Source organism: Bacteroidota bacterium (genome assembly GCA_017303905.1).
Lineage (GTDB): Bacteria > Bacteroidota > Bacteroidia > B-17B0 > Aurantibacillaceae > JAHEYG01.
The window spans coordinates 479795-506794 of record JAFLBH010000001.1; the positions used below are offsets into that span (position 1 = coordinate 479795).

General features: G+C 38.1%; 23 protein-coding genes. 3 read left to right on the forward strand and 20 right to left on the reverse strand.

Translation table 11 applies throughout. The annotated features are described in order from the left end of the window. Positions 1–10: 10 nt before the first annotated feature. Positions 11–997, reverse strand: a complete 987-nt coding sequence (gene nadA, locus J0L69_01990; protein ID MBN8691933.1) for a quinolinate synthase NadA — start codon at positions 995–997, stop codon at positions 11–13. 496 nt (positions 998–1493) lie between these two features. Here nadA and rpiB point away from each other — a divergent pair, with 496 nt between their 5' ends. Further along, entirely contained in the window at positions 1494–1925 is a 432-nt protein-coding gene (gene rpiB / locus J0L69_01995; GenBank protein MBN8691934.1) for a ribose 5-phosphate isomerase B, read from the forward strand. Positions 1926–1936: 11 nt separating this feature from the next. Beyond that, positions 1937–2464 carry a hypothetical protein gene (locus J0L69_02000; GenBank protein ID MBN8691935.1) on the forward strand — a complete coding sequence of 176 codons (528 nt, stop codon included), beginning with the start codon at positions 1937–1939 and terminating at the stop codon, positions 2462–2464. On the opposite strand, the gene J0L69_02005 is transcribed toward J0L69_02000, so the two are convergent. Together J0L69_02005 and J0L69_02010 are read right to left on the reverse strand one after the other, a co-directional pair. Further along, positions 2465–4255, reverse strand: a complete 1791-nt coding sequence (locus tag J0L69_02005; protein MBN8691936.1) for a metallophosphoesterase — start codon at positions 4253–4255, stop codon at positions 2465–2467. It lies immediately after the preceding gene. Continuing rightward, positions 4249–5913, reverse strand: coding sequence for a B12-binding domain-containing radical SAM protein (locus tag J0L69_02010; GenBank protein MBN8691937.1), 1665 nt, complete (start codon positions 5911–5913; stop codon positions 4249–4251). The genes J0L69_02005 and J0L69_02010 overlap by 7 nt, the downstream gene beginning before the upstream one ends. A gap of 261 nt (positions 5914–6174) precedes the next feature. Between J0L69_02010 and J0L69_02015 the strand changes: the two genes are divergently transcribed. Continuing rightward, on the forward strand, positions 6175–6885 hold the full coding sequence (locus J0L69_02015) for a hypothetical protein (protein ID MBN8691938.1): 711 nt from the start codon (positions 6175–6177) through the stop codon (positions 6883–6885). A gap of 41 nt (positions 6886–6926) precedes the next feature. Here the strand turns inward: J0L69_02015 and J0L69_02020 are convergent, their stop codons facing one another. From J0L69_02020 to J0L69_02100, 17 genes are all read right to left on the reverse strand, one after another. Further along, complete coding sequence (locus J0L69_02020) at positions 6927–9392, reverse strand: cation-translocating P-type ATPase (GenBank protein ID MBN8691939.1); 2466 nt, start codon at positions 9390–9392, stop codon at positions 6927–6929. A 59-nt stretch (positions 9393–9451) separates the two neighbouring features. Next, on the reverse strand, positions 9452–10303 hold the full coding sequence (locus J0L69_02025) for an OmpA family protein (protein ID MBN8691940.1): 852 nt from the start codon (positions 10301–10303) through the stop codon (positions 9452–9454). Between the two features lie 65 nt (positions 10304–10368). Beyond that, positions 10369–11760, reverse strand: a complete 1392-nt coding sequence (locus J0L69_02030; protein MBN8691941.1) for an NADH-quinone oxidoreductase subunit N — start codon at positions 11758–11760, stop codon at positions 10369–10371. Positions 11761–11787: 27 nt separating this feature from the next. Next, the gene (locus J0L69_02035) at positions 11788–13251 is read right to left on the reverse strand and encodes an NADH-quinone oxidoreductase subunit M (protein MBN8691942.1); all 1464 of its coding nucleotides are present in this window, start codon (positions 13249–13251) and stop codon (positions 11788–11790) included. Between the two features lie 7 nt (positions 13252–13258). Beyond that, positions 13259–15145: an NADH-quinone oxidoreductase subunit L gene (nuoL, locus tag J0L69_02040; protein ID MBN8691943.1), complete on the reverse strand. Its 1887-nt coding sequence runs from the start codon at positions 15143–15145 to the stop codon at positions 13259–13261. A 12-nt stretch (positions 15146–15157) separates the two neighbouring features. Continuing rightward, positions 15158–15457, reverse strand: a complete 300-nt coding sequence (gene nuoK / locus J0L69_02045; GenBank protein ID MBN8691944.1) for an NADH-quinone oxidoreductase subunit NuoK — start codon at positions 15455–15457, stop codon at positions 15158–15160. A gap of 31 nt (positions 15458–15488) precedes the next feature. Continuing rightward, positions 15489–16007, reverse strand: coding sequence for an NADH-quinone oxidoreductase subunit J (locus tag J0L69_02050; protein ID MBN8691945.1), 519 nt, complete (start codon positions 16005–16007; stop codon positions 15489–15491). A gap of 6 nt (positions 16008–16013) precedes the next feature. Next, on the reverse strand, positions 16014–16616 hold the full coding sequence (gene nuoI, locus J0L69_02055; GenBank protein ID MBN8691946.1) for an NADH-quinone oxidoreductase subunit NuoI: 603 nt from the start codon (positions 16614–16616) through the stop codon (positions 16014–16016). A gap of 99 nt (positions 16617–16715) precedes the next feature. Beyond that, entirely contained in the window at positions 16716–17774 is a 1059-nt protein-coding gene (gene nuoH / locus J0L69_02060; protein ID MBN8691947.1) for an NADH-quinone oxidoreductase subunit NuoH, read from the reverse strand. Next, a complete protein-coding gene (locus tag J0L69_02065; protein MBN8691948.1) occupies positions 17774–18760 on the reverse strand; it encodes a (2Fe-2S)-binding protein in 987 nt (328 codons plus the stop codon). The genes nuoH and J0L69_02065 overlap by 1 nt, the downstream gene beginning before the upstream one ends. 23 nt (positions 18761–18783) lie before the next feature. Next, complete coding sequence (nuoF, locus tag J0L69_02070; protein ID MBN8691949.1) at positions 18784–20124, reverse strand: NADH-quinone oxidoreductase subunit NuoF; 1341 nt, start codon at positions 20122–20124, stop codon at positions 18784–18786. A gap of 9 nt (positions 20125–20133) precedes the next feature. Then, complete coding sequence (locus tag J0L69_02075) at positions 20134–20715, reverse strand: NAD(P)H-dependent oxidoreductase subunit E (GenBank protein ID MBN8691950.1); 582 nt, start codon at positions 20713–20715, stop codon at positions 20134–20136. Between the two features lie 64 nt (positions 20716–20779). Continuing rightward, on the reverse strand, positions 20780–21994 hold the full coding sequence (locus J0L69_02080; GenBank protein ID MBN8691951.1) for an NADH-quinone oxidoreductase subunit D: 1215 nt from the start codon (positions 21992–21994) through the stop codon (positions 20780–20782). Between the two features lie 26 nt (positions 21995–22020). Further along, entirely contained in the window at positions 22021–22524 is a 504-nt protein-coding gene (locus tag J0L69_02085) for an NADH-quinone oxidoreductase subunit C (GenBank protein MBN8691952.1), read from the reverse strand. Positions 22525–22545: 21 nt separating this feature from the next. Then, positions 22546–23112, reverse strand: coding sequence for an NADH-quinone oxidoreductase subunit B (locus J0L69_02090; protein MBN8691953.1), 567 nt, complete (start codon positions 23110–23112; stop codon positions 22546–22548). A gap of 54 nt (positions 23113–23166) precedes the next feature. Beyond that, the gene (locus tag J0L69_02095; protein MBN8691954.1) at positions 23167–23541 is read right to left on the reverse strand and encodes an NADH-quinone oxidoreductase subunit A; all 375 of its coding nucleotides are present in this window, start codon (positions 23539–23541) and stop codon (positions 23167–23169) included. Positions 23542–23629: 88 nt separating this feature from the next. Then, entirely contained in the window at positions 23630–26842 is a 3213-nt protein-coding gene (locus tag J0L69_02100) for a T9SS type A sorting domain-containing protein (GenBank protein MBN8691955.1), read from the reverse strand. Positions 26843–27000: the final 158 nt, after the last annotated feature.

The following is a 27000-nucleotide window of genomic DNA, read 5'->3' on the forward strand; positions in this document are numbered from 1 at the left end:
AATATACTGTTTATAAGCCAAATTTGGCAGATAATTCCAACATTTTTAAGATGGGTTTTTTAGCGGCTTCAATCAGCTTTTCATCCATCTTTAACTCAGGCTCACCGTATTTTAAAGCAATATATATTTTTTCGAGCGTATTTAATTTCATATGCGGACAATCATTACAAGCGCAATTATTGTTAGGTGGCGCTGGAATGAATGTTTTTTTAGGACTTGCTTTTTGCATTTGATGTAAAATACCGGTTTCAGTAGCAACTATAAATTCGTTACAATCTGATTTTTTACTGTAATTTAGTAGAGCGGTGGTACTTCCTATGTAATCCGCTTTCTCTAAAATAGCCGCTTCACATTCGGGATGCGCAATTAATTGTGCATTGGGATGTGTGGCTTTTAATTTCACAATTTTCTCTAATGAAAAAATCTCATGCACCTGACAAGCGCCATCCCATAAAACCATATTTCTTCCCGTTTTTTTATTGATGTAAGCGCCTAAATTTTTATCGGGAGCAAAAATTATTTTTTGATCTTTTGGTAAGCTCTCTACAATTTGTACGGCGTTACTACTGGTACAAATAATATCGCTCAACGCTTTAATTTCGGCAGTACAATTAATATATGTTATTACAATATGATCAGCATGCTGCTTTTTAAACGCTTCAAATGGTATTGGAGGACAACTATCCGCTAAAGAACAACCCGCCTTTAAATCGGGAATTAAAACTGTTTTGGAAGGGTTTAATATTTTTGCTGTTTCGGCCATGAAATGAACTCCCGCAAATAAAATAACATCCGCTGTACTTTTTTGAGCTTGCTGAGCCAAACCCAAACTATCGCCAATATAGTCGGCAATATCTTGTATGTCAGCATCTTGATAGTAGTGCGCAAGAATAACCGCATTTTTCGTTTTCTTAAGATGGGCAATTTCTTCAAACAAATCAAGTGCCGGATCAATTTTTTTTTCTAGGTAACCTTTTTCTAAAAGTTCTTTATACATATATATAATCTTTAATTAAATAAATTATGTATTATTATTATAAGGTGTTAGTTCTGTTAAAAGTTAAACGTTTAAAATTTGCATTTATAGGTTATCAAACACCATTAACAAGCTATTAACAAAGATACAACTTTAAAGTATTGATACTCAAACCAAGCTTAGTTGATTAACATCAGTTAATACTATTTAACTTTAATAAGTTTTAGAAAAAGCAATAAAATATACGGCTCAAAACCACACAACAATTACTTCAAACAATTTGTTTTTTTATTTGGAAAGTTAGAAACACAAGTTGTATATAAACTTTCGGCGACATTCCATTAACTTTTTGTTTTTATTTTCTTAACCGTTAAAAAACATTTCAACACGTATATACTTCATGTTTGTTAGTTTTTTAATGCTTACAATCAACCCTATAAGTTATAAGTGTTAATTAACGTGGATTACTAATTACCAACAAAGTGTATTTTTGTTTGCATATATTTATTATAAAAATATGAAAGTTTCAATTGGAAGCGACCACGCGGGATTTGATTTAAAATCCGAATTAATAAAATACTTGGGCTCAAAAGGTATTCAAGTTATTGATAAGGGTTGTTATAGTAACGATCGTGCCGATTATCCCGATCACGGACACGCTGTGGCAAATACCGTGGCTTCAGGAGAATGTAATTTCGGAATTGTAATTTGTGGCAGCGGAAACGGAATAAACATGAGTGTGAATAAACATAAGGGCATTAGAAGCGCTTTGTGTTGGATGCCTGAAATTGCGGCACTCGCCAAACAACACAATAACGCGAATGTAATTGCACTTCCTGCACGCTACTTAAGTACAGAGGAGGCGATAGCTTGTTTGGAAGCTTATATGAATGCCGAGTTTGAAGGCGGTCGTCACCAGGGAAGAATTGATAAAATTGATGTTTGCTAAATTTTAACCAAATGAAAAAAATAATTTTAATACTCGCTCTTATTTCACCTGTAATTCTGTTTTCACAAAAAGGAACCACGTTTCCCGACATTTCAGGAAAAACCTTAAACGATAAATACATTGGTTTACCAATTAAAAACGGAAAAAGCACAGTAGTGGGAATTGCCTACAACCGCGCCGCTGAAGAAGAGTTAAAAAAATGGCTAAACCCTTTATATAATACGTTTATTACTAAACCCGGCGAAAACAAAACCTTTGATGTGGCTGAAATTTATGATGTAAATTTTGTTTTTATTCCAATGATTGCCGGTTTTAAAAAGGTGGCAGAAGATTTTAAAAACAGTACCGACAAAGAGTTTTGGCCATATATAATGGATACAGAAAAAACAGACATAAAAGGATTGAAAGAAAAGTTAGGCGTGAAAGATGATAAAATTCCTTTCTTCTATGTTTTAGATAAAGACGGAAAAATTTTAGAAAGCGTGAGCGGTAAGTTTACAGAAGAGAAAATGGATAAGCTGGAAGAGGCGGCCGAATAATTAACGCACTATCACTAGTTTTTTATAATAGTTTTTTGTTGGGGTTTCTACAGATAAAAAGTAAACTCCCTCATACAAATCACCTGTATTTATCGGAATCGATTTTAATCCCGGACCAAATTCTTGTTGTTTAATTAAAACAAAAGACTTCCCTTCCGTCGAGAATAAACTAACGGAAAGAGACGTTTCTTTTTTCAAATTCATTTCAAGAGTAAATTGATTTTTTATTGGATTTGGAAAGGCACGCAGCCCAATGCTGTTATTTTCCAACTCATTGACTCCGGTAAAACTTTTTATATGAAAAGTATCCGCCACACAATTAAACGCATCGTGTACCCAAATAGTAGTGTCTCCATTTACTTGAATGATATGATTTCTTAACGTGTCGCTGCTATTACTCCATACATAATTACCGGGCCAAGAGGCAGTGAGCGTTGCGTTTTGTCCTGTTGTTAAGGTATAGGTAAAAACTTTACCGGCATTTTTCATCACTGTAAAATTATCGCGAACGATTCCGTCGGCGCATAAAAATTTAAAATCAACACGGTTATCATTCACGTCCATTATTAAAGAGCCGCCGTTTGTTGCATCCGAAAAACACATGGCATCGTGCGGAAAACTTGTTTGTTGTCCGCCTAAGGAACCGGCAGATCCCGTAACAATATAAACGGTTCCTTTATTTGTATTGTTTTTAATATAAGGACAAGAATTAGCGCTGCCGTTATACAGCGCGCTCGATGAACTTAAATGATGTTGTGTGGCATTAAATGAATTTTCATAACCAAAGTGCCCTTTCATTAATTTACTTCTTTCATACGAATGACTGTGTCCGCAAAAAACAAAATCGACATTGTAACGCTCTAAAATTCGTAAAACATTTTTTCGGATACTGTCTAATTCTCCTTCTGTATCTGAATTATGAGAACCCATGGTGTAGGGCGGATGATGCCAATACGCAACGGTCCAAGGTAAACTATTCGCCGCTAAGTCTTGTTTTAACCAGCTTATTTGCGGGCCCAACGTATCGTATAGGCGATATTGATTTAATTCGTGCCCGTATGAATCTAACGCGACGAAATGTACATTGCCATAATTATAAGAATAAAACGCTTCGGTGCCAGACCATACACCACCGGCTTCGCCACCCGATGGTAAATTAAAAATTTTATAATATGAGATATCGTGGTTGTTTTGTGAAACTAAAGCATTAGCATAGTCATGATTTCCCGGCGAAGGCCAAAGTACCACGTGTTTCATAATATCGGTTTGGTATATGTTAAAAAACTTTGCGTTGTATTCTGAATCAAGACCATTATCATAAGCGTTATCACCCAACAAGAGCCATCCGTCGGTAAGGCGATTACCGTTATATTGTAAATATTTGTTTTTAACATCTAATTGATTCGTGGAGCCGTTACCGCAATCGCCTGTAATCCAAAAACGATACTTTCCCGGTGTTCCATGGGCAGGAGAAGTTACAAAATAGTTAGTTGTGTCACCTTGTAATGTAAACGTAGATCCCCCAATGGCGTAAAAGTATTTTGTATACGGATTTAAACCGCCGATGTAAACCTGATGAACCGTATCCGAATTAGAGTTGGTGTAACTTAAATTTAAAGAAGCCGGATTTGTTCCATAACTTAATTTTGTGTCCGTTTTTACATTGGTTTCCCATTTTACAATGATAGAATTAGGTGTTCCGGTTTGTAAATAAGGCCCTTTAACTATTGAAACCTGAGCCTGCACATAAACCGATGCAAAAAATAAAATATGTAAACAACGTTTTAGCATGTAATAAAATCACCTGGTTTAACTACACGCGCCTTCGCTTCGCCTGAGTACTCCACGATTAAATTATATGATTCCGGAAAGATTTCATTTTTAAGTACAAAATCATCAAAATTAAAAGACAGCGGAAGAACAATGTATCTGAATTGATGGAGATTTAACTTGTGATCCTGTATTATCTGTTGCTTTTGTTCACGTCCTACTTCATCCAAGTAAAGCGTTTTGGGTTTTACTTTATAATGTAAATAATAATCTATCGCTATAAGCTCCCTTAATACAGAATCATCCGGATAATTTATTTTTGCATAATCTGTAATAATATCAAACACATCGGTAAGGCTGTATTGGTGATATTCCTTTTTTGTACCGAAAAAAGCCCCAAGTCCCAATAGAAAATCGAAACTGCCATATTTTTGTGTGACATAACGCAGTGTGTTAATCGCTCTTTTTTTGTTCCAGTAAATTTCTAAGGCGTGTTCCTGTTTTACGATTTGAGAAAGTTCTTCTTCCGAAAGATAATTACTTCGGATAATTTGGTAAGGCGGGTTTTCATCAAATTCAAACCCATGCTCTTTATATTTATAGCGAACAGGCGTGCCTTTCAAAAATTTTAAAAAACCTAACTGCAATTCGGGCGCAAATAATTTAAACACCTCTTCAAAGCTGTATTTAATGTCGTCCCAATAATCTAAAGGTAATCCAACAATTAAATCCAAATGCAGCTCCACGTAATCATAGATACTTAGAATAATTTGTTTTGTTTTTTCAAAGTTTTGTTTTCGGCTTACTTCCAAATTAGCCTTTTGATTGACTGTTTGAATGCCAATTTCAAAACGAAATAAACCTTTCGGGACTTTTTCTTTTATGAAGGCAATAATATCGGGATGAAGAATGTCAGCCGTAATTTCAAATTGAAACACATTGCCCGGTTTATGATTTTCAAGAATGAAATTAAAAACCCACAATGTAAAATCGCGCTTCATGTTAAAGGTTCTGTCGAGAAACTTTATAACACGACCGTGTTCCATTAAATAAAGCAAGGTTTGTTCAATATGCTTTTGTGGCAGATAGCGGACTTTATTATCGAGGCTCGCCAAACAAAACTCACACTTGTACGGACAACCCCTTGAAGTTTCTATATAAAGAACTTTGTTTTTTAATTCCTCAACATTGTCGCTTTGATAGGGCATTAAGTCTTCAAACTCCTTCACATCAAAAATGGGAGCGGACGGACTTTCAATGATTGCATCACCGGATTTATAAACTAAAGAGCGAACAGAATTCACGTTTGGAAAAGCATTTAAAAATTCTTTAAAAGCAATTTCACCTTCACCAACAATGATATAGTCTATAAAATTTTTTGAAATGACATTTTGGTAATCATAGCTTACTTCGGGTCCGCCTAACAGAATTTTAATTTTTGGATTTATCTCCTTTAATTTTTCGCAGACCAATAAGGTTTGCGTGATATTCCATATATAACAACTAAACGCGACAAGATCGTACTCTTTGCAGTAATCTACTATATCATCCGGATTTTCTTTAATGGTAAATTCTTTCCAACGGAGACCGGATTGCTCTTTGTTTAATTCATAAAGAAGCCTCACCGCCAGGTTGGCGTGTATATATTTTGAATTAAGTGAACAAATCAAACTTTTCATTGGGAAAACACCGCTTCTAAAAAGATTTAAATTAACGCAAAAAGATGCAATTAACAAGGGCTTGTTAACTTAAATCGTTAAAAAACCGAACCTTTTTTAATTGATAGCGTACAAAAAGTAAACCTTAACCCCAAGCATACCCGAAACCCGAGTTGATTTTTCAGCAAGGGCTGGTAAATAGCAAAGACAACAATCCAATCATTTATTCATTCATCAATCATATTCACATGAAAACAATCATTTATTTAAAACTCATTCGTTATGAAAACAAATTTTTACTTAACAACATTGTTGGCTCTTACCATTCAGGTAATGGTAAACGGCCAAACACCAGGCAACCAAACTGAACGCGCACTTCCAATACTTGGAGGCAAGTCGGTTAATCAGCAAGATCTCCCAAAGGAATTTAGAATTAGTACCAACACGAACGTTGTGGAAGAGGCCAAAAACAACGTTTATTATAGTCACGATAGCCGCACAGAGTTATTAAAACAAGCGGAAGGCCTTTTAAGCGATGCTAAGTTTTTATACAACGAAGCAGAGACAAGAAACGGTGTTGAAAAAGAAGTTCTCTTAAAACAAGCAAACATTATTGCTAAGCAAGCCGAAGCCAATCAAATTAAGGCTGCCGAAATCGCCGGCAAAATCAACAAAGAAACATTTACAATCAATAAAGAAAACCTCAATGCTATTTTAGCAATAAGCAATAGCGAGGAAGAAGTAGAAGCGCGCGTTAAAGAACTTATGTTTGATGCAGGACAAAACATGCGCCTTGCGACAGAAATGCGTGAAGAAGCCTACGCCATGCCAACTACAGCATCTAAATTAGGAAGCTTAGTGAATGCAGAGGAAAAGGAAGGTGTTGCCATTAGTAAGCAAACAAAAGCGGTTGAAATTTTAAAAGATAACAATCCTGAAATAGCCGGCAACATAAAAAATATTTTAAGCGGAAATACAGTAGCAACAAAATAAAGAATTTTATGCAGAATGAAAGCGGGCTCCGGTCCGCTTTTTTAGTTGCGTTTTAATTCTAAAAGCTTAATTGTTTCTAAAATAAAAAGAAGCGCTCCGCCGCCAATCAATGCCGGAATATAATGCGCAACACCCGGGTTTGTCATTCCGAACAATACCGTGAATCCTGGTAAGAAATTTATAACACCTAACAATACTAAGGCAACCGATAATAAAATAATCAGCGAGGTATTTTTCTCGAGCAATACAGAAATAAAACTTCGGGTTTTTGAGAGTTGCGATAGAATTAGAAAAACGTTCCCGATTATAAGCGCGCTAAAGGAGATGGCCCTTGCTTCTTTTTCATCATGACCTTCTTTAAGTGATAAATAGAAAACAACAAGAACCATTATAAAAAGAAGAGTTCCGTTAATGGCACTGCCGATTACTTTTTTAAAACCAAAAAATCGTTCATCAATTGGTCTGGGATTACGTTGCATAATCGATTTTTCTTCTTGCTCGGATTCAAACGCAATGGAACAAATAGGATCAACAATCAATTCCATAAAAATAATATGAAGTGGTAATAACAATAGTGGCATATTGGAAAAAAAAGCCGGCAACAAAGTTAAACCAATAATAGGAACGTGAATGGCCATTATATACGACATCGCCTTTTGAAGATTATCATAAATTTTTCTACCCAAACGAATAGCCATTACGATAGAAGCGAAGTTGTCATCCAGCAACACTAATGAAGAAGCCTCCCGCGCAACATCTGTTCCTTTTTTACCCATTGCTACTCCAATATCGGCGGCTTTAAGAGCGGGCGCATCATTCACGCCGTCTCCGGTCATGGCTACAACTTCATTATTGTTTTTCAGGGCTTTTATGATTCGCAGTTTTTGTTCTGGCACCACGCGAGCAAAAACATTTATGGAATTAATTTTTTGTTGTAATTCTTCATCACTCCAATTATTTATTTCATCACCCGTTACCACCCGTCCTGATTCTTTTAATCCTGCTTTTGTCGCGATAGCCTTTGCTGTTAATGGAAAGTCACCGGTAATCATAATAACTTTAATTCCCGCTTCATAACATTCTTTAATGGCATTTGGAACTTCCGACCGAATAGGATCTTCTAACCCAATTAGTCCAATCAAAGTCAGATTAAATTCTTCTTGGTTTTTGGGAAGTGCTGTTTCTTTATAATCCGCTTTCGCAACTGCTAAAACACGAAGTCCGCGTGCGGCCATATCATTTATGGCGGTATGGTATTTTTGTTGATCGTCGTTGGATAGTTGACATAATTTAAAAACATCTTCTGGAGCGCCCTTGGTGAAAATTTTTAAAGACGAGTCGGCGGATTTAAAAACGCGACTCATGGTTTTTAATTTATTACTAAGCGGAAACTCCTGAACGAATGAATAATTATTTTCTGTATCGTGAAATTTTTCACCAACATCACTGATGGCTTTCTCCATAGGGTCGGCCGATTGTGGCCGTGAGGCTAAATGGGCACACACTGAAATTTCTCTTATTCTTTCATCAAACTCTTTTTTATCAATTAGTTTAGTGCCGTTATAAATTGCGCTTAACTCCATTTTGTTTTGTGTGATGGTGCCTGTTTTATCACTGCACAAAACTGTAGCCGATCCTAATGTTTCAATGGCAGATGGTTTTCTGGTGAGCACATTTTTTTTAGATAAACGCCAGGAACCCAAGGCAAGAAATACGGTCAGTACAACAGGAAATTCTTCAGGTAAAATGGCCATGGCGGCAGACAAACCGCTTAGTAGAGATTGCAAGAATTCACCACGCGTAAAATAAAACATTAACACCATTAGAACACAAATGAAAATGCCCGCCATAAAAAAGCGTTTAATAACCACTTTCATTTCTTTCTGTAAATGTGTTTGATCACTTTCAATTGCGTCGAGTGCCCGCCCAATTTTTCCAAATTCAGTTTGGGGGCCTGTGGCCGTTACTTCAAACACACCATAACCCTGTACCACAAGTGTACCACTGAATATTTTGTTTTGTGAATCCGATAATTCGGATTTTAGAACAGGCAACGATTCGCCCGTTAACATCGATTCATCTATATTGAGATGTGTGCTAGTGAGCAGAGTTCCATCAGCAGGAACCCGATCGCCTTCATTTAAAATAATAATATCACCGGGAACAACTTCTCTTCCTGCAATTTTAATTTTTTCACCATCGCGTACAACTAATGCGCGCGGAGAAGCGAGTGATTTAAGCGCTTCTAATGCTCTTTCTGTTTTTTGTGATTGATAGAAGGTAATGGCAATCATGAGAAGAATGCTGGAGAACATAAACAATCCCTCTCCATAATCACTTAAAAGAACATAGAGGCCAGCGCACGAAAGCAGTAAAACAAACATGGGCTCTTTTATTACGTCCAGTGCAATCGTCCAGATGGTCCGTGGTTTTGCCGAAGGCAATTCGTTGAATCCGAATTTTTTTAATCTGGCGGATGCTTCTGCCGAGCTCAAACCTTGTTTCATCGTTATGCAAGATAATAAAGTTGATTACACAACCAAATGAAAAAAATCAGAAGAAAATATTATTTTTCCAGTATCATGATTTCTACACGGCGATTGGCTTGTTCTTCTTCGGGAGTGAGTTCTAATTCGTATTTTGGTTTTGTACGACCGAAGCCTTTATAGCTTAATCGGCTCTTTGGAATTCCTTTACTAATAAGATAATCATAAATGGCCTTTGCCCTGTTTTCCGAAAGTTTCATTTCGCGCGTGTCAAGATCCATTCCGTCGGCACCGTTTTGTGTACAACACACATGACCTTGTATTTCTATTTTAAGAGATTTGTTTTGTTTGAGTGTTTGTAGCAATTTCTGCAGAACAGGCTCAGAGGATTTCAACACAAAATGTCTTCCTGGCTCGAAGCCTAAACCTTCTAGCGCCATGCTTTCGCCTGCACTTAATTGTTCAATGTTTTTCTTTTCTTCTGTAGTTTCTTTTTCTTTTGGTGTTTCTAGTTTATCATCAGCCACATTAATTGTTACTATGGGTTCAAAATAAATGTCTACACGACGTTGTTTAGGATCTCCCTCCTTGTTTCCGTTATCTTGCGAATGAACTTCTCCCTTTCCTTCGCACGCATAAACATTAAACTGTGAGGGCTTGCTTTTTTTTAAAAGATAGTTCTTAATGTTGAGCGCCCGTTCTTGAGAAAGTGCCAGATTATAATCGTTGAGGTGAAGAAAATCAGCAAAACCATAAATTGCAACGTCGGCATATTTCCCTTTTAAAGCTTTAATGGCAGAGTCGATACGCGAATAATTTAGTTCTGATGAGGTTTCATTAATTTCATAATATAAACGAAGCGTGTCGGTCTTTTTTTGTGAGAAGAGACCGTTAAAGCAAAGTAGGTGAATTATCAAAAGCCAAAAACGCATAATTAAATATAACGAAAAAACCCGCCGTAAATTACGCGCGGGTTTTAATTAGTTCATAAAGAAAATTAAAATTTAAACATCTCGGCTACAAATCCGGGAACGGCGCCTAATGCTAATGTAAAGAGGGTTGTTAAAATCATGACTACCTTTTGGGACAATTCAATTGCGACAGGCTCGTCAGTAGTTGCTTGTTTAAAATACATGGCGATAATTACTTTGAAATAGTAATAAACACCAACAGCAGAAGTAAGAATGGCTAAAATTAATAACCACTTGTAACCCGTGCCAATCATGGTTGTAAACACAAAGTATTTTGCGAAGAAACCTGCTGTAATAGGAATACCGGCTAATGATAGCATGGCTATAACCATACAGGCAGCCATTAATGGATTGCGTTTGCCAAGACCGTTAAATGAATCAAAAGTTTCGTCGCCATTTTTAGTGACGTTGTATATAATGCCAAATGCAGCAATAGAACCAATAGAGTAGGCTAAGGAATAATATAAAAGCGCATCAAGCGTTGCGTTGCTTCTTAAGTTAGCTAATACAACCATTAGCATAAATGCCGCGTGACTGATACTTGAAAAAGCTAAAGTTCTTTTTACGTTGGTTTGAACAGCTGCACTGAAGTTGGCAATCACTAACGACAACGCAATTACGCTTGCAAGCACCATTGACCAACTTTCGCTCACTCCGCCGAAAGCAATCATAAACAAACGCAGAATAGCAGCAAAGGCAGCGGTTTTAACCACCGTACTCATCAACGCAGTAATGACAGTTGGAGAGCCTTGATAAACATCCGGAGCCCAGAAATGAAACGGCGCAGCTGAAACTTTAAATAACATAGCAATAAGCATCATGATGATACCCGCATAGAAGAAGGAAGGCATTCCGCTTCCCATTTCAGAAATCTTTGCGCGGATTTCCATTAAATCAAAACTTCCTGTCGCGCCGTAAACTAATGCAATGCCAAATAATAAAAAACCACTGGCGAAGGAGCCCATGATTAAATATTTAAATCCTGCTTCATTTGATTTTACATCTTTCTTTTTGCTGGCGGCTAAAACATAAAGCGGAATACTCATAATTTCTATTCCTAAGAATAAAGTCGTCATGTTTTTGAACGCGGTAAGCATTAAAGCGCCTGTTAAGGCAAACAGTACTAACGAGAAATGGTCAACCACAGTTGGCATGTCTTCAAAATAATCGTTAGCCATGATGAACCAGAAAAAAGCCGTTGCCAAAATAACTCCGCTGAAAGCAAGAGCCACTTTATCAAAAGCAATCATGTTATCAAATACAGCAATGCTGAAGCCGTTATTCCATTCCATAAAGTTGGCCACATAGGCGCCTAAAATGCCTAATAGCACAAGAGGAAACAATAGCTTTTTAAACTTAAAAATTTCGGCCATCATTGCCAAAATACCAAGTCCGCTTACAATTAAAAGTCCTTTCATATCAAATTCAAATTTCTGTTCTCAATATTATTTTAAAGTGCTCAATAAAGTTTTTACTGCCGGTTCAGCCAAATCATTCAATGGTTTTGGATAAACACCAAATGCAATGATAACTACACAAACGATAATTAATACAGCTTTATCACTGGTTGCTAACGAACCAAACTCCACGCCGGTACTTGGTTTTTCGCCTAACATAATTTTTTGATAAGAGCGTAACATATAAACCGCGCCTAAGATGACGCTAAGTCCAGCGAAAGCAGCAACACCTGCGCTATATTGGTAAACGCCATTGATTAATAAAAACTCACCAATAAAACCATTCGTTAACGGAAGTGCAACAGAGCCCAACATTATAATCAGAAATAAAACAGAAAACTGTCCGTTCATATTTCGGATGCCGCCTAACTTTTCGATTTCACGTGTACCGGTGTGGCGCAATAAAATATCAGCGATTAAGAACAAACCAACTACGTTAACACCGTGACTTAACATTTGAATCACCGCACCCTGTACACCTTGTTGGTTGGCAGATAAAATTCCCGCAGAAATTAATCCAACGTGCGCGATAGAAGAATAAGCGATTAAACGCTTGTAATCTTTTTGAACAATGGCAATGCAAGACGCATAAACAATTCCGATAGACGATAATAAAATTGCTGTTCCGCCCCATTTCTCTAATGCTAAAGGCGCAACCGGCAATAACCATTTAATTACCCCGAAGGTTCCCATCTTTAACATGATACCCGACAATAACATGGTTCCTTGAGTAGGCGCGGTAACATAGGTATCCGGCTGCCAAGTGTGTAATGGGAAGATCGGCATCTTAATAGCGAAGGCTAAGAAAATCATCCAAAACACCGCAGACTGCTGATCGATATTTAAACTTTTTCCTGCAGCGTATAAATCGTTTATAGCCCAAGATTTAATTCCGCTAACAGAACCGGTGTGGTTATATAAATAAATTAAACCGATTAACATAAATAAAGAACCAAATAGCGTGTACACAAAAAACTTAAATGTAATCATGCCTCGGTTTTCTCCGCCCCACAATAAGCAAATGAAGTAAATAGGAATAAGCGCTAATTCCCAGAACACATAAAATAAAAAACCGTCGTTAGCAGCGAACACTCCAACCAACGCCATTTGCATTAATAAAATGAGCGAGTAAAACGCATTAGGCTTGTCATAATTATTTTGGTAAGACGACAAGATGATTAATGGAACTAAGAATGTTGTTAAGAGAATAAGCAACATACTAATTCCGTCTATTCCAACAGCAAACTTTATTCCCATCGATTCTACCCAGGTACAATTCAGACTAAGGTTAGCAGCAGCAGGATTGGTTTTAAATTGAAAATAAACAAATACAGATAAGGCAAATTCTGCAACAGCAGCAGCCATTGCTAAGGTACGGGCAGTTCCTCCCTTTGTCAGGAATACCAGCAACGAGGCAACAAGAGGCAGAATGATTAATAATCCGGTTAACATACTTTTCTTATATAATAAATGTGAATAATAAAATTAATATTACGCCTAACACCATGCTTACGATGTAGAAACCAATGTTTCCGCTTTGTAATAAGCGAACCACGCTTCCTATACCTTTTACCATCGAACCTACGCCGTTTACTAAGCCGTCGATAACTTGTAAGTCGAGGAATTTATAAAACGCTGTAGAGATTAAGTCTAACGGTTTGCGAATTACGGCATCATAAAATTCATCTACATAATATTTATTGTAGATTAATTTTTGCCAAGGCTTCATTTTTTCTTCACTCTCCAAAGGCAATACACCGTTTGTGATAAACATGGCGTGCGCAAAATAGATAACAACACCGGCAGCAACAATAGCCAAGCCCATTAATGTCCACTCTGTAGTGTGATCGAGAGCGCTAGGGTTTTTGTGTAATATAATCGGGCTTAAATGCTCGCTCATCCAGTTAGGCATGTGCCAAAATTCAGGTAAGCCTAAAGCGCCGCCCAAAACAGAGAACGCTGCTAATACCATCAAAGGAATTGTCATGCTTGATGGAGATTCGTGTAAATGATGCTCTTGTTCGTGTGTTCCGCGGAACTTTCCGAAGAAGGTTAAGAACAACATACGGAACATATAGAACGCAGTAAGCATAGAAGCGATCATTCCTAATACCCATAGTAATTTACTGTGCTCATAGGTGTGCGCTAAGATTTCGTCTTTACTAAAGAAACCGGAAAAAGGAGGGATACCGCTTATCGCAATAGTTCCCAATAACATGGTTATATAAGTGATTTTAATCTTTCCTTTTAGTCCGCCCATTTTACGAATATCTTGTTCTCCGCCCATTGCGTGAATAACCGAACCCGCGCCTAAGAATAATAAAGCTTTAAAGAAGGCGTGTGTAGTTACGTGGAAAACAGAAGAGCTAAATGCGCCAACACCTAATCCCAGGAACATTAATCCTAATTGAGAAACGGTGGAATAAGCCAAAATCTTTTTGATGTCGTTTTGCAATAAACCAATCGTAGCTGCAAAAATTGCAGTCACCACACCAACAATTGCAACGGTTTCTGATGCAACTTCTGAAATAGAATAAAACACATTTGAACGCACGATCATGTAAATACCGGCAGTAACCATCGTTGCCGCGTGTATTAATGCAGATACAGGAGTAGGTCCCGCCATCGCATCCGGCAACCAAGTATATAATGGAATTTGCGCACTCTTACCCATCGCGCCAATGAACAATAATAAAGCGATAGCTGTAACTACTGCATTACTGCTTACGCCCGCTCTCGAAAAAACATCACCGTAGCTGATGCTTCCATAAGAAACAAAAATTAAAATAATACCTAATAAAAAGCCTAAATCACCAATACGATTCATGACAAACGCTTTTCTTGCCGCGTCGTTGTAAGCCTGATTTTTAAACCAGAAACCAATTAGTAAGTAAGAACACAATCCAACACCTTCCCAACCTACAAACACGATTAAGTAATTATTACCCATTACAAGTAATAACATGAAGAACACGAAGAGATTTAAATAAGTAAAGAAGCGGGAGAAACCGGCATCATCATGCATGTATCCGGTAGAGTAGATGTGAATTAAAAAACCAATACCGGTAATGATTAATAAGAACCACGCCGATAAAGGATCATATAAAAACTCAAATGGAATATTTAAAGTATCGGCGCTTATCCAAGAAAACAACTCTACAACGTGAGATTTATTGGTAGAGTGTTCCAATTCCAGAAACGCTAAAACAGCCACAATAAAAGAAGCTAAAACACTTACCGAGGCGATTCCACCCGACAAGCCTTTGCTTAATTTTTTCCCGAAAAACCCGTTTATTAAAAAACCGATTAAAGGAAATAACGGAACTAATGCAATTAATTTAATCATAAATACCTAAAACTAATTTTTCAAATTACTTAATAAGTCTGTGTCAATATTTTTAATATTTCTGTATATCATACTTAAGATAGCTAAACCTACAGCTACTTCTGCTGCGGCTACTGCCATAATAAAAAATACAAAAACTTGTCCTTTAGCATCGTTGTGCAAAGTGGAAAACGACACCAACATTAAATTAACTGCGTTTAACATTAACTCAATGCACATAAAAATAATAATGGAGTTACGGCGGGCCATTACGCCAACCGCTCCGATAATAAATAATACTGCGCTGAGCAATATATAGTAGTTTATAGAAATTCCGTTTAACATCTTTTCTTCTTTTAATAGTTTACGATTCTCCAGCTTCTTTTTTACCAATCATAATAGCGCCAACCATGGCGGCTAATAACAATACCGAAGCAATTTCGAAAGGGAATAAAAAGTCTTTGAACAAAACAGCACCTAAGTTTTTTACAAAACCGATTTGCGCATTACCATATTGTTGTAAGCCCATATCGCCGGCTCCTTTTAAAGAACCCACCATGACAAACAACATTAATCCGCCTGCCACAGCAGCAATGATTTTGCTTAACCACGTACGCTGAGGTTCTGTGTCTTCATTTAAGTTCATTAACATGATCACGAATAAAAAGAGAACCATGATAGCACCGGCATACACAACTATATGTACGATTGCTAAAAACTGTGCGTTTAATAATAAGTAATGTCCGGCGATGCAAAAGAAAGTCATTACCAAATAAAGCACGCTGTTAACCGGATTACGGCTAAACACCACCATTAAACCAAACATGATGGCCAGGAAAGAAAGTATCCCAAATAGCCACTGTGTAATTGTATAACCTAACATAATATCTTAGTGTTTGTCTTTTAATTGTTTTTTACCATCCCAAAGCGTGTTATGTTTTGTTCCGGCAATTTTTTTGAATTCCGCTACTTCTAAGGTTTGACGTTTGCTTACATCAATACGCTTATCTGTTTTCTCAACTAATTTATCTTTACCATACACAAAATCTTCACGCTCATATTCTGCATCTACAATTCTGTCGGTTAAGAAAATGGCTTCTTTCGGACAAGCTTCTTCGCATAATCCGCAGAAGATACAACGCAACATATTAATCTCATATGTTTTCGCGTATTTCTCTTCTCTGTATAAATGCTCTTCTCCCTTTTTTCTTTCAGCGCTTTCCATGGTAATGGCTTCTGCGGGACAAGCTACGGCACATAAACCGCAAGCCGTACAACGCTCTGCTCCGTTTTCATCACGCTTTAAAACGTGTTGTCCGCGGTACACAGGTGCCATCGGTCGTGTTTGCTCCGGATATTTTGTTGTAGGTGTTTTCTTAAACAAGTGGCTTGCTGTAATTAGCATACCTTTAGCTACCGCAGGAAGATATAATCTTTCCATGAAGTTTTGTTCCTTGTTCGATACTACTTTGCTTCTGTTTGTCAGTTGCATATTATGTTATTTAAAGATGGAAAGAATAGAAATTCCGATGATGACATAAAGCTCAGCGGCCTCTAAAACTCCAACTATTATTTTTACTATCTGTTTCAATTATATATGAATGTTTCCTCTTAAATATTCTACCACCACTGTAATCGCTAAGTTTAATAACGATAACGGTAGTAATGTTTTCCAACCTAAATTCATTAATTGGTCATAGCGGAAACGTGGTAAAGTCCAACGCACCCACATGAACACACAAATGAAAATGAAAATTTTAGTGAAGTAAGCGCCAAATCCAATTAATGAAATTATCCAGCTACCTTCTTGTAATCCCATAGCATCATAAAGCTCCTGAGCAAAAGGGAAATTATATCCTCCAAAATAAAAGCCGGCCATAATCGCTGATGAAATAAACATGTTGATGTATTCCGCGAATAAGAACAATCCTAACTTCATGGAAGAATACTCAGTATGATAACCACCCACTAATTCGCTTTCACACTCCGGTAAATCAAATGGCGCGCGATTTGTTTCTGCTAAAGCACAAACGAAGAAGATTAGAAAACCTAATGGCTGATAAACAACATTAGCAAGGCCCGCATCTTGTTGCGCAATTATTTCACGAATACTTAAAGTACCACCTGCTGTAATAATTAAAGCAATGATTGAAATCCCCATCGCGATTTCATAACTGATCATTTGCGATGACGCACGGATAGCGCCAAGTAACGCATACTTGTTGTTGGATGCCCAACCGCCAATCATGATACCGTATACGCCAATGGAAACAACACCTAATAAATACAATACACCAATGTTAATGTCGGTAATTTGTAAAGAGTAAGTTTGTCCGCCAATGTTTACATCCTTTGCCCAAGGAATTACTGTACCCGTCATGAGTGCGGTTAACATAAATAAACTCGGACCAAGAATAAACAAGAAACGATTCGACACGTTCGGAATAATTTCTTCTTTAAAAAACATTTTTCCACCGTCGGCTAAGGGCTGTAACAATCCCCATGGTCCCGCCTTATCCGGACCAACACGGTCTTGTAAAAACGCCGCGAATTTTCTTTCCCATAATGTTGCATAAGCTGCTACTCCTAATGAAAGAAGAAAAACAACTAAGCAAATAATGGCTTTATAAATTATAAAACTTATCATAATTAAGGTCGTTTATTAATATCCATAAATCCTAAAGCCTTTTGTTGCTTTAAGGCCTGTACTTTTAACTCGTTTAAGTGCTCGTAATGATTTTGAGAAATTACCGACTGACGGCTAATTGGGCTAGGGCCCTCAATTGTCCAATCTGATTTTTTCTTGTGATCGTAACGACACGAGTTGCAAATGAAATCTTCTACTTCGTCCCACTGATCTTTACGCGCTGTCACACGCAACACTTCTTCTCCTTTTAACCAAACACGGGTTTTGCCGCAACACTTATCGCACTTACGGTGAGCATCCACAGGCTTTGTAAACCATACACGGCTTTTGAAACGGAAAGTTCTGTCAGTTAAAGCACCAACGGGACAAACATCAATTACGTTTCCTGAAAAATCGTTATTGATGGCTTTTTCAATGTATGTAGAAATTTCTGCAGCATCTCCTCTGTGAACAACACCATGAACACGTCCATCGGTTAATTGTTCGCAGGTTTTTACGCAGCGATAACATAAAATGCAACGATTCATGTGCAATTTAATTTTATCGCCAATATCAATCATGTCGTATTCACGACGTTTAAATTCGTAGCGTGTTTTTACAGAACCGTGTTCGTAACCTAAATCCTGTAACTTACATTCTCCTGCCTGATCACAAACCGGACAATCTAAAGGGTGATTGATTAATAGAAACTCAACAACACCTTTACGCGCTTCCACAATTTCAGGTGAAGTAACATTTTGTACTTCCATTCCGTCCATTACCTCGGTGCGGCATGACGCCACAGGTTTTGGCATTGGGTTTGGGTTTTGCGCTGAACCTTTTGTAACTTTTACGATACAAGTTCTGCAATATCCACCTGATGTTTTTAATTTAGAATAATAGCACATTGTTGGTGGAGCAACCTCCGGACCAATCATACGCGCTGCCTGCAAAATCGTAGTACCTTTTGGCACTTCAATTTCTATTCCGTCTATGGTAACTTTTGGCATATTATAAAATATTAGTCAACGATTTAAGCAACCGTTTTCTTTTTTAATCTCTCGTAATGACTAACGTCGTTAAACTTTTTATTTCTCGCTATTTCTAAAAATTCGTGTTTAAAGTGACGAATTGCGGCAGCAACCGGCCAAGCAGCAGCTTCACCTAAAGGACAAATCGTTTTTCCTTCAATCTTGCTTTGTATATCCCACAATAAATCAACGTCGGCTTCAGTAGCAGTTCCGTTCAAGAATTTCTTTAATATTTTTTCCATCCATCCTGTACCTTCACGACATGGCGAACATTGTCCGCAGCTTTCGTGATGATAGAAACGGGAGAACGTAAATAAATTTTTAACGATGCTGGTGTCTTCATCCATAACTATGAATCCGCCGGAACCTAACATGGTGCCTGTTTGGAATCCACCGTCAGATAAACTTTCGTAAGTCATTAAACGAGGTTCACCTTTCGCTGTTTTTAAAATTAATTCAGTAGGAAGAATAGGAACGGACGAACCGCCCGCAACAACAGCTTTTAATTTTTTTCCATTACGGATTCCACCACAATATTCTTCACTGTAAATAAATTCTTCTACAGGCACGCCTAATTCAATTTCATAAACTCCGGGTTTGTTAATGTGCCCTGAAGCAGAAATTAATTTAGTACCGGTTGATTTTCCAATTCCGATTTTTGCATATTCTTCTCCGCCCATCATAACGATTGGACAAACTGCCGCAATGGTCTCTACGTTATTAACTACAGTAGGACATCCCCACAAACCTGCCACAGCAGGAAACGGAGGTTTAATACGCGGATTACCACGTTTTCCCTCTAATGATTCTAATAATGCTGTTTCCTCACCGCAGATATAAGCGCCACCACCAACTTGAACAGAAAGATCTAAAGAGTAATTCGTTCCTAAAATATTTTTCCCTAACCAACCTGCAGCATAAGCTTCACGGATAGCTTGTTCTAAAATACGGGATACATAAAAATACTCACCGCGGATATAAATGTAAGATGTGTTTGCTCCTAAGGCGTATGAAGAAGTAATCATTCCCTCAATTAATGCATGAGGAATTTTCTCCATCAGATAACGGTCTTTGAATGTACCCGGTTCGGATTCATCGGCGTTACAAACTAAATAACGAGGTACACCCTCGGGCTTCGCTAAGAAACTCCATTTAAGTCCGGTTGGGAAACCCGCGCCACCACGACCGCGTAATCCTGATTTTTTTACCTCATCAGTAACTTGATCAGGCGTCATTGTTTTTAGTGCTTTCTCAACAGATGCATAACCACCATGAGCGCGATAAACTTCCAAAGTGTGAATTCCTGGAACTTTATCGTTATGTATTAATAGCTTTCTTCCCATTACAAATTATTATAATGTATTGTTATAGTCTAAATCAGTGTAACTTCTCAAGCGACCTTCGCTTTTGTATTTTTCAATGATAGCATCCACTTTTTCGTAGGTTAAATTTTCATGAAAGCTTGCGCCACATTGCATCATAGGAGCAGTTCCGCAACTTCCTAAACACTCGGCAACTTTTAAAGTAAACATGCCATCGCGTGTAGTTTCTCCTACTTTTATTCCTAATTTTTTCTCAATGTATTTGATGATGTCTTCCGCTCCACATAACCAACATGAAGAGGTTTGACAAATTTCAAGAGTACATTTACCAACCGGCTTCAAATTATACATGGTATAAAAGGAGGCCACTTCAAAAACCTCAATTGGTTTAATGTTTAATACAGAGGCAACGTAATCCATAACTTCAGGACTTAGCCATCCGCCAAACTCAGCTTGTGCAACGTGTAAAACAGGCAACAAAGCAGATTTTTGTTTTCCTGCAGGATAACGACTGATAATTGTTTTTACAGTTTCCATTGCCGCATCGCTGAATTTTACCTCAGCTCTTTTTTTGGCATCGAATTCTTGTGTTCCGTGTACTTGTGCTCCCATTTTTAATATTTATTATTTCGGGTTCCTTGTTTCTTGTTACAAACCAGAAATGTATTAATAATTTTTATGCGTCTAACTCTCCCGCAATTACATTCATACTACTCATTGTAATAATTGCATCACTTAACATGCTTCCTTTTATCATTTCAGGATAAGCCTGATAGTAGATGTAACATGGACGACGGAAATGTAAACGGAATGGTGTACGTCCGCCATCACTCACTAAATAAAAGCCCAACTCTCCGTTACCGCCTTCTACACAATGGTAAACTTCTCCTTTAGGAATGTTTGTTTCGCCCATAATGATTTTGAAGTGATAAATTAAAGCTTCCATGTTGTTATAAACTTGCTCCTTCGGTGGTAAATAAAACTCCGGAACATTTGCATGGAATGGTTGATCCTTTGGCATATTCTTAATGGCTTGCTCAATAATTTTTAAGCTTTGCCACATTTCTTCCTGACGAACCATAAAACGATCGTAAGTATCGCCGCTAGTACCAACAGGAACAATAAAATCAAAATCCTGATAAGAAGAATATGGATTCATTACGCGCACATCGTAATCAACACCTGCTGCACGTAAGTTAGGTCCCGTGAAACTGTATTGTAAAGCCATCTCTGCGCTAATTGGTCCGCAGTTAATGGTACGATCCATAAAAATTTTATTACGTTCTAATAAATTCGCAAACTCTTGAAGCGCTTTTGGATATCCTTTTACAAAGTCGTTGATTAAATTCCATGTTTTATCGCTCCACTCTCTTTCAAAACCACCAATACGGCCAATGTTTGTTGTTAATCGTGCGCCGCAAATGGATTCATAGATATCATAAATTTTTTCACGCCATTGGAAAATGTAAAGGAATCCGGTCATAGCGCCGGCATCCACACCAATTACAGAGTTACACACCAAGTGATCAGCAATACGCGCCAATTCCATAATGATGATGCGCATGTAATCAACACGCTTAGGTGTTTGTATGCCTAATAATTTTTCAACGGTCATTTCCCAACCCATGTTATTGATTGGTGAAGAGCAATAATTTAAACGGTCGGTGATTGGCGTAATTTGATTATACGGACGACGTTCTGCTAATTTTTCGAAAGCACGGTGAATGTATCCAACAGTTGGAGTGGCTTCGTGAATAATTTCACCATCCATCTTCAACACATTTTGGAAAATACCGTGTGTAGCAGGGTGAGTAGGACCAAGGTTAAGAATGGAATATTCTTTTTCCTCTACCTGCTCATTTGTAATATTTTTATTTTCTTTCTTACTCATGCGAGTGAATTATTATAAGTCAAAAATTAACGGCCAAACATTTTGTCAGATTTGTCTTCGCGTGATTGGTCTTCCAAAGGATATTCTTTTCTCAGAGGGAAAATATCCATTTCATCCACATTTAAAATACGTTTTAAATTTGGGTGACCTTTAAACTTTACGCCGAAGAAATCGTAGGTTTCGCGTTCCATCCAATTAGCGCCCGGCCATAAGTCGGTTGCAGTTGGTATTTCAGGTTTATTGATGTCGAAAAAAGTTTTGATGCGCACACGATAATTTTTTGGCATGTTGTGTAAATGATAAATTACACCCAGTTGTTTTTCGTCGGCAGTTTGAAAACCGGTTAGGTCGGTTAAGAAATGAAAATTAAATTCAGGTTCGTTTTTTAATAAACTTAAAACGGCATGAATTTTATCTTTATGAATATAAAACACAGGAAAATCGTAAAGCACTTCGGCCTTTTCCAAAGCTCCGGGAAGATCGGCGTTAAGCTTCTCTGAAATTTTATTTAGTAATTCTTCTTTGTTCATGTTTGAAATTTCTTAACGGGATTATTCCATTCCGTAACTGTTTAATAAGCGCTTGTATTCCGGTGATTGGCGGCGGCGTAGTGATTCGTTTTTAGCCAACTCCTGAATTTTTAAAATTCCTTCGATGATTTGTTCCGGACGAGGGGGGCAGCCCGGAACATATACGTCAACAGGAATAATACGGTCGATACCTTGCAGCACACTATAAGTGTCAAATATTCCACCGCTACTGGCGCAAGCCCCAACAGATAAAACCCATTTCGGTTCTGCCATTTGTTCGTACACCTGGCGCAGTGTTGGTCCCATTTTTTTTGCAATCGTTCCCATCACCATTAGCATATCAGCCTGACGAGGAGAAAAACTCAAACGCTCGGATCCAAAACGCGCTAAGTCGTAATTGCTGGCCATGGTTGCCATAAATTCAATTCCACAACAAGATGTTGCAAAAGGCAATGGCCATAATGAATTAGCGCGGGCTAACCCAATAACATCTTCTAGTTTGGTTGCAAAAAAGCCCGGGCCCTCAAGTCCTTCCGGACTTTTAGCCATATCAAGCTTTGTGCGTTTTTGTAGTTTATTATTGCTCATGAAATATTTTTATAATTTATTCAGATAAAACAGACTGAATAAGAATTGGTTTAATTAATCTTCCCACTGAACGGCTTTTTTAGCCAACATGTAATAGAATCCAACCAGAAGTAATGCGATAAACGAAAACACTTCGATAACTCCAACGATTCCCAATTCTCTGTAATTAACAGCCCAGGGGTACATAAAAATTACCTCTACATCAAATAAAACAAAGAGAATGGCTACTAAGAAATACTTAATTGAAAAAGGTAAACGAGCGTTACCGTGGCTTTCGATACCACACTCAAAGGAATCGAGTTTAATTTTGGTTTTACGCTTAGGCCCAAGCATATGAGAGGCAACCATGGTGGTTACCACAAATCCTAAGGCAACAATAAACATTAAAACAATTGGTAGGTAATCGGTTGGCGTGTTTGTAGACCCCATATGTATTGCGTTAAATCAGGTTGTAAGGTTAACGATTTTTGGCTAAATCGTCAAATATAAAACCTGATTTTTTAAGCAACTAAAAAGCCTATTCCTTCACGAACTTATAATTAACGAAAACAGTATTGTTGGTTAACTTTAACGAATAAACTCCTTGCGCTAAACCATTAACTGAAACCTCTGATTTCTCGCCACTTATAGCTTTAAAGCGCCCAGTTTTAACAACCTGTCCCAAAGTATTAATTATTTCATAGTTAATTTCAGCATCTGAGCCATTCACAAAGGATAAATGAAGGTTGTCTCTTGTTGGATTTGGCCATATTTCTAATGACTGGAAAACCATAAATTGTTCTTCTACAGAAGATAAAGTAACATAAACTGCAGAGGAGGATGATTGGCAAGCTCCGTTGTTTGTCCAAACACTGTACCAGCCGTCAGTAACAGGAGCAAAAGTTTGACTTGTTGCGCCACTTACAGGACTACCGTTTAAGTACCACTGATATCCTCCTGCTGAGGTTGCACTTAAAACATTACCTGTTTGAGTGATAGTAGGAGTCGGCGGTGGCGTGCCAACGGTGATGGTTGCATTGCCCACAAACTCACAAGCTCCGGTAGAAGCAGTGTAATTATAAACAGTAGTTGCAGCCGGAGAATAATACGCAGAAAGTCCGGTTTGTCCGCCATTCCAAATAACAGAGCTTGCGTTTGTTGTTACAGTAACAACTCCGCTTTGACCGGAACAAATATTGGTACCGGTTGAAAGTGCTGTTGGTGTTGATACTACACTGATTGTGGTGGTATACGGAGAGCTTGCGCCTACTGTATTTGTAGATACTAAACTTACTGTATAAACGCCTGTGGCACTATATGTAACGCTTGGGTTTTGAACAGTTGAAACAGATGGTGTTGCACCCGGAAAACTCCAGGCCCAACTTGTAGGCGAATTTGAGGAAGCGTCGGTAAAAGTAAACGGAAGATTTATGCAGGCGCTGTTATAAGCCGTTGTATAAAAAGCAAACGGAGAAGCAAGTGGGTCAGAGTATAAGTCGGTTTCCCACGTACCGCGACCATAGGTGCCTGCTCTTAATTTTCCTGTTGGATAATAAATCTCCAAATCATTTACTATTACGTTAGGAAGTCCACTCATGAATGGCATCCATGAAGACATGCTCAGCTCCCTGTAATAAACACCAACATCTGTTCCAACATAAACTGAACCGGCACTGTTGTTTTTGTATACGATACAGTTAGCGGGAATGTTTGGTAAACCTGCGGAATAATTAGTCCAGCTGGCTCCACCATTATTCGAATAAAAAACTTTATTGCCGGATGAGTAACCCGATAGAGTGATGTAAACATTATTGGTATTTAGATTATCAATGGCAATGCCGGTAATTTGAGCAGAGCCAACAGGTAAACTGCCGGTGATGTTGCTCCACGATGTTCCTCCATCGGTTGTTTTATAAACAGAAACACTACGCGAAGCATAAATCACATTGGTATTCGAGGCTACCATGCTTAAATGTTGCAATTCACCGCCACCACCAAGCGAGCCTAATTGAGTCCAGCTGCTTCCTTTATTTGTTGATCTGAAGACCTGTTCATAACCACAATAAAAAACGTTGGCGTTAACCGGGTTTTGAATAATTGGCGCTACCCACGCCGCGTTTCCGGTTAAGCCACTCACAATGTTCGACCACGAAGAACCTGAATTAGTGGAACGATAAAAATCGCCGTAGTATATTGAAGAAATTAATGTATTGTTTGAACTCCAATCAACAAAGCAATCCATGCCATCGCCACCGTTTATTTCCGACCATGTAGTACCATTTAAATAATTGGTACCATTATCTTGATGGCCTGCAATAATCTGATTAGGGTTAGAAGCAGAATTACCTATGCGATATTGCTGAGAAATGTTCATGGTTCCGTTTATAGAATTCCATGTACTTCCACCGTTAGTTGTTCTGGCAATTCCACCATCTGTTCCTAAAAAAATCAAAGAATTGCTCACGTATTGAACATCGTGTAAATCGGCATGAACATAAGGTTTACCACCACCACCATACCAATGAGTATGAATAGCCCAGGTCTGACCACCGTTAGTTGATTTCCATGTATTAACTCCGCCCGCAATAATTTCATTGGCGTTGGTTGGCGATACGCCAATGGCAATATCATACCAGCCTTGTCCGCCCGCATCTGTACCGGTTGTGTTCCAACCAAAAATATTTGGGGTGGTTGACATGGTAGTAAAGGTGGTAGCCGAATTGGTAGATCTATATAAACCGCCAAAACTATTGTCAACCGAATTGCTTCCTAATACATAAACATAATTTGGATCGGCAGGTGTAACAGCAATACTTGTACGGTTTAATGAATTAACTGCACCAAGCGAAACACCGGAATAAGATGTTCCACCATTGGTAGATTTATAAAAATTCCCACCACCACCGGCATATACTACAGTTGTGTCGCCCGGTTTAAATTCAGCATCTTTAAAGCTGCCCGCAATGCTTACGCTCCAGGTAGCTCCACCATTTATCGAGCGATACATACCAACAGATGTTGCAGCAATAAGTTTATTAGGATTCAAAGGATTTATAAGTAAACGACCAATTCTTCTCATCTGACTTGTTGTCCACGTTAAACCGGTTGGGCCCCAGGTTAAACCTCCATCGGTAGATTTTAAAATTCCGGTTGCATAAGTGTCTCCTGCGTCAATATCACCGGTAGCGATATACATATTATTAGGATTAATAGGGTCAATCGCAATATCCGATATTCCCAATGAGGCTAACTGATCGGTGTTGGTAGTCCAGCTGGTTCCTCCATCGTTTGATACCCAAAGACCTCCTGCAGCGGTTCCTACATAAATAGTGTTGGTTCCGGCAGGGTGAAAACGCACACATTGTAAACGACCCGCATCACCATTAACCGGTGACCCAAAAGGACCCATCGGAGTCCAGTTAGCAGTTGTAGCAGAAGGAGCCGCCGTTGCTTGTTGTTTAGCAGTAGAATTTGTTTGAAGATAATTTTGAAACTCCTCGTAAGCTTTTGAACGCGATGCATTTTGCATATTTCCACTAGGATAGACCCTTGGTTCAACAAAATTTGCCCAGCGCAAAAACTGCTTATAACCTTTTCCTCTCTCGTAAGGATGGTTTTTCCAATAATCTTCAAACGATTTTTTAATGTCGTAAAAGTTAGCGTTTGGGTCTTGCATTTTGTTAACCCAATCTTGAGCGTTGGTAATTCCAAAAGCAAGGCATAATAAAACCGTGTATTTTAAGTTTCTCATTGTGTGTGTGTATTAATAAAAAATAGGGTTTTCGCGCATGAAGCGGGCGGGGATGGAATAACAAATATACAACAGAAATGTTCAAAAACCCAGCAAATTGCAGCAATGCACTGAAAACATATTAGATACAACTTGTAATCCTAATTCAACAAAAGCCT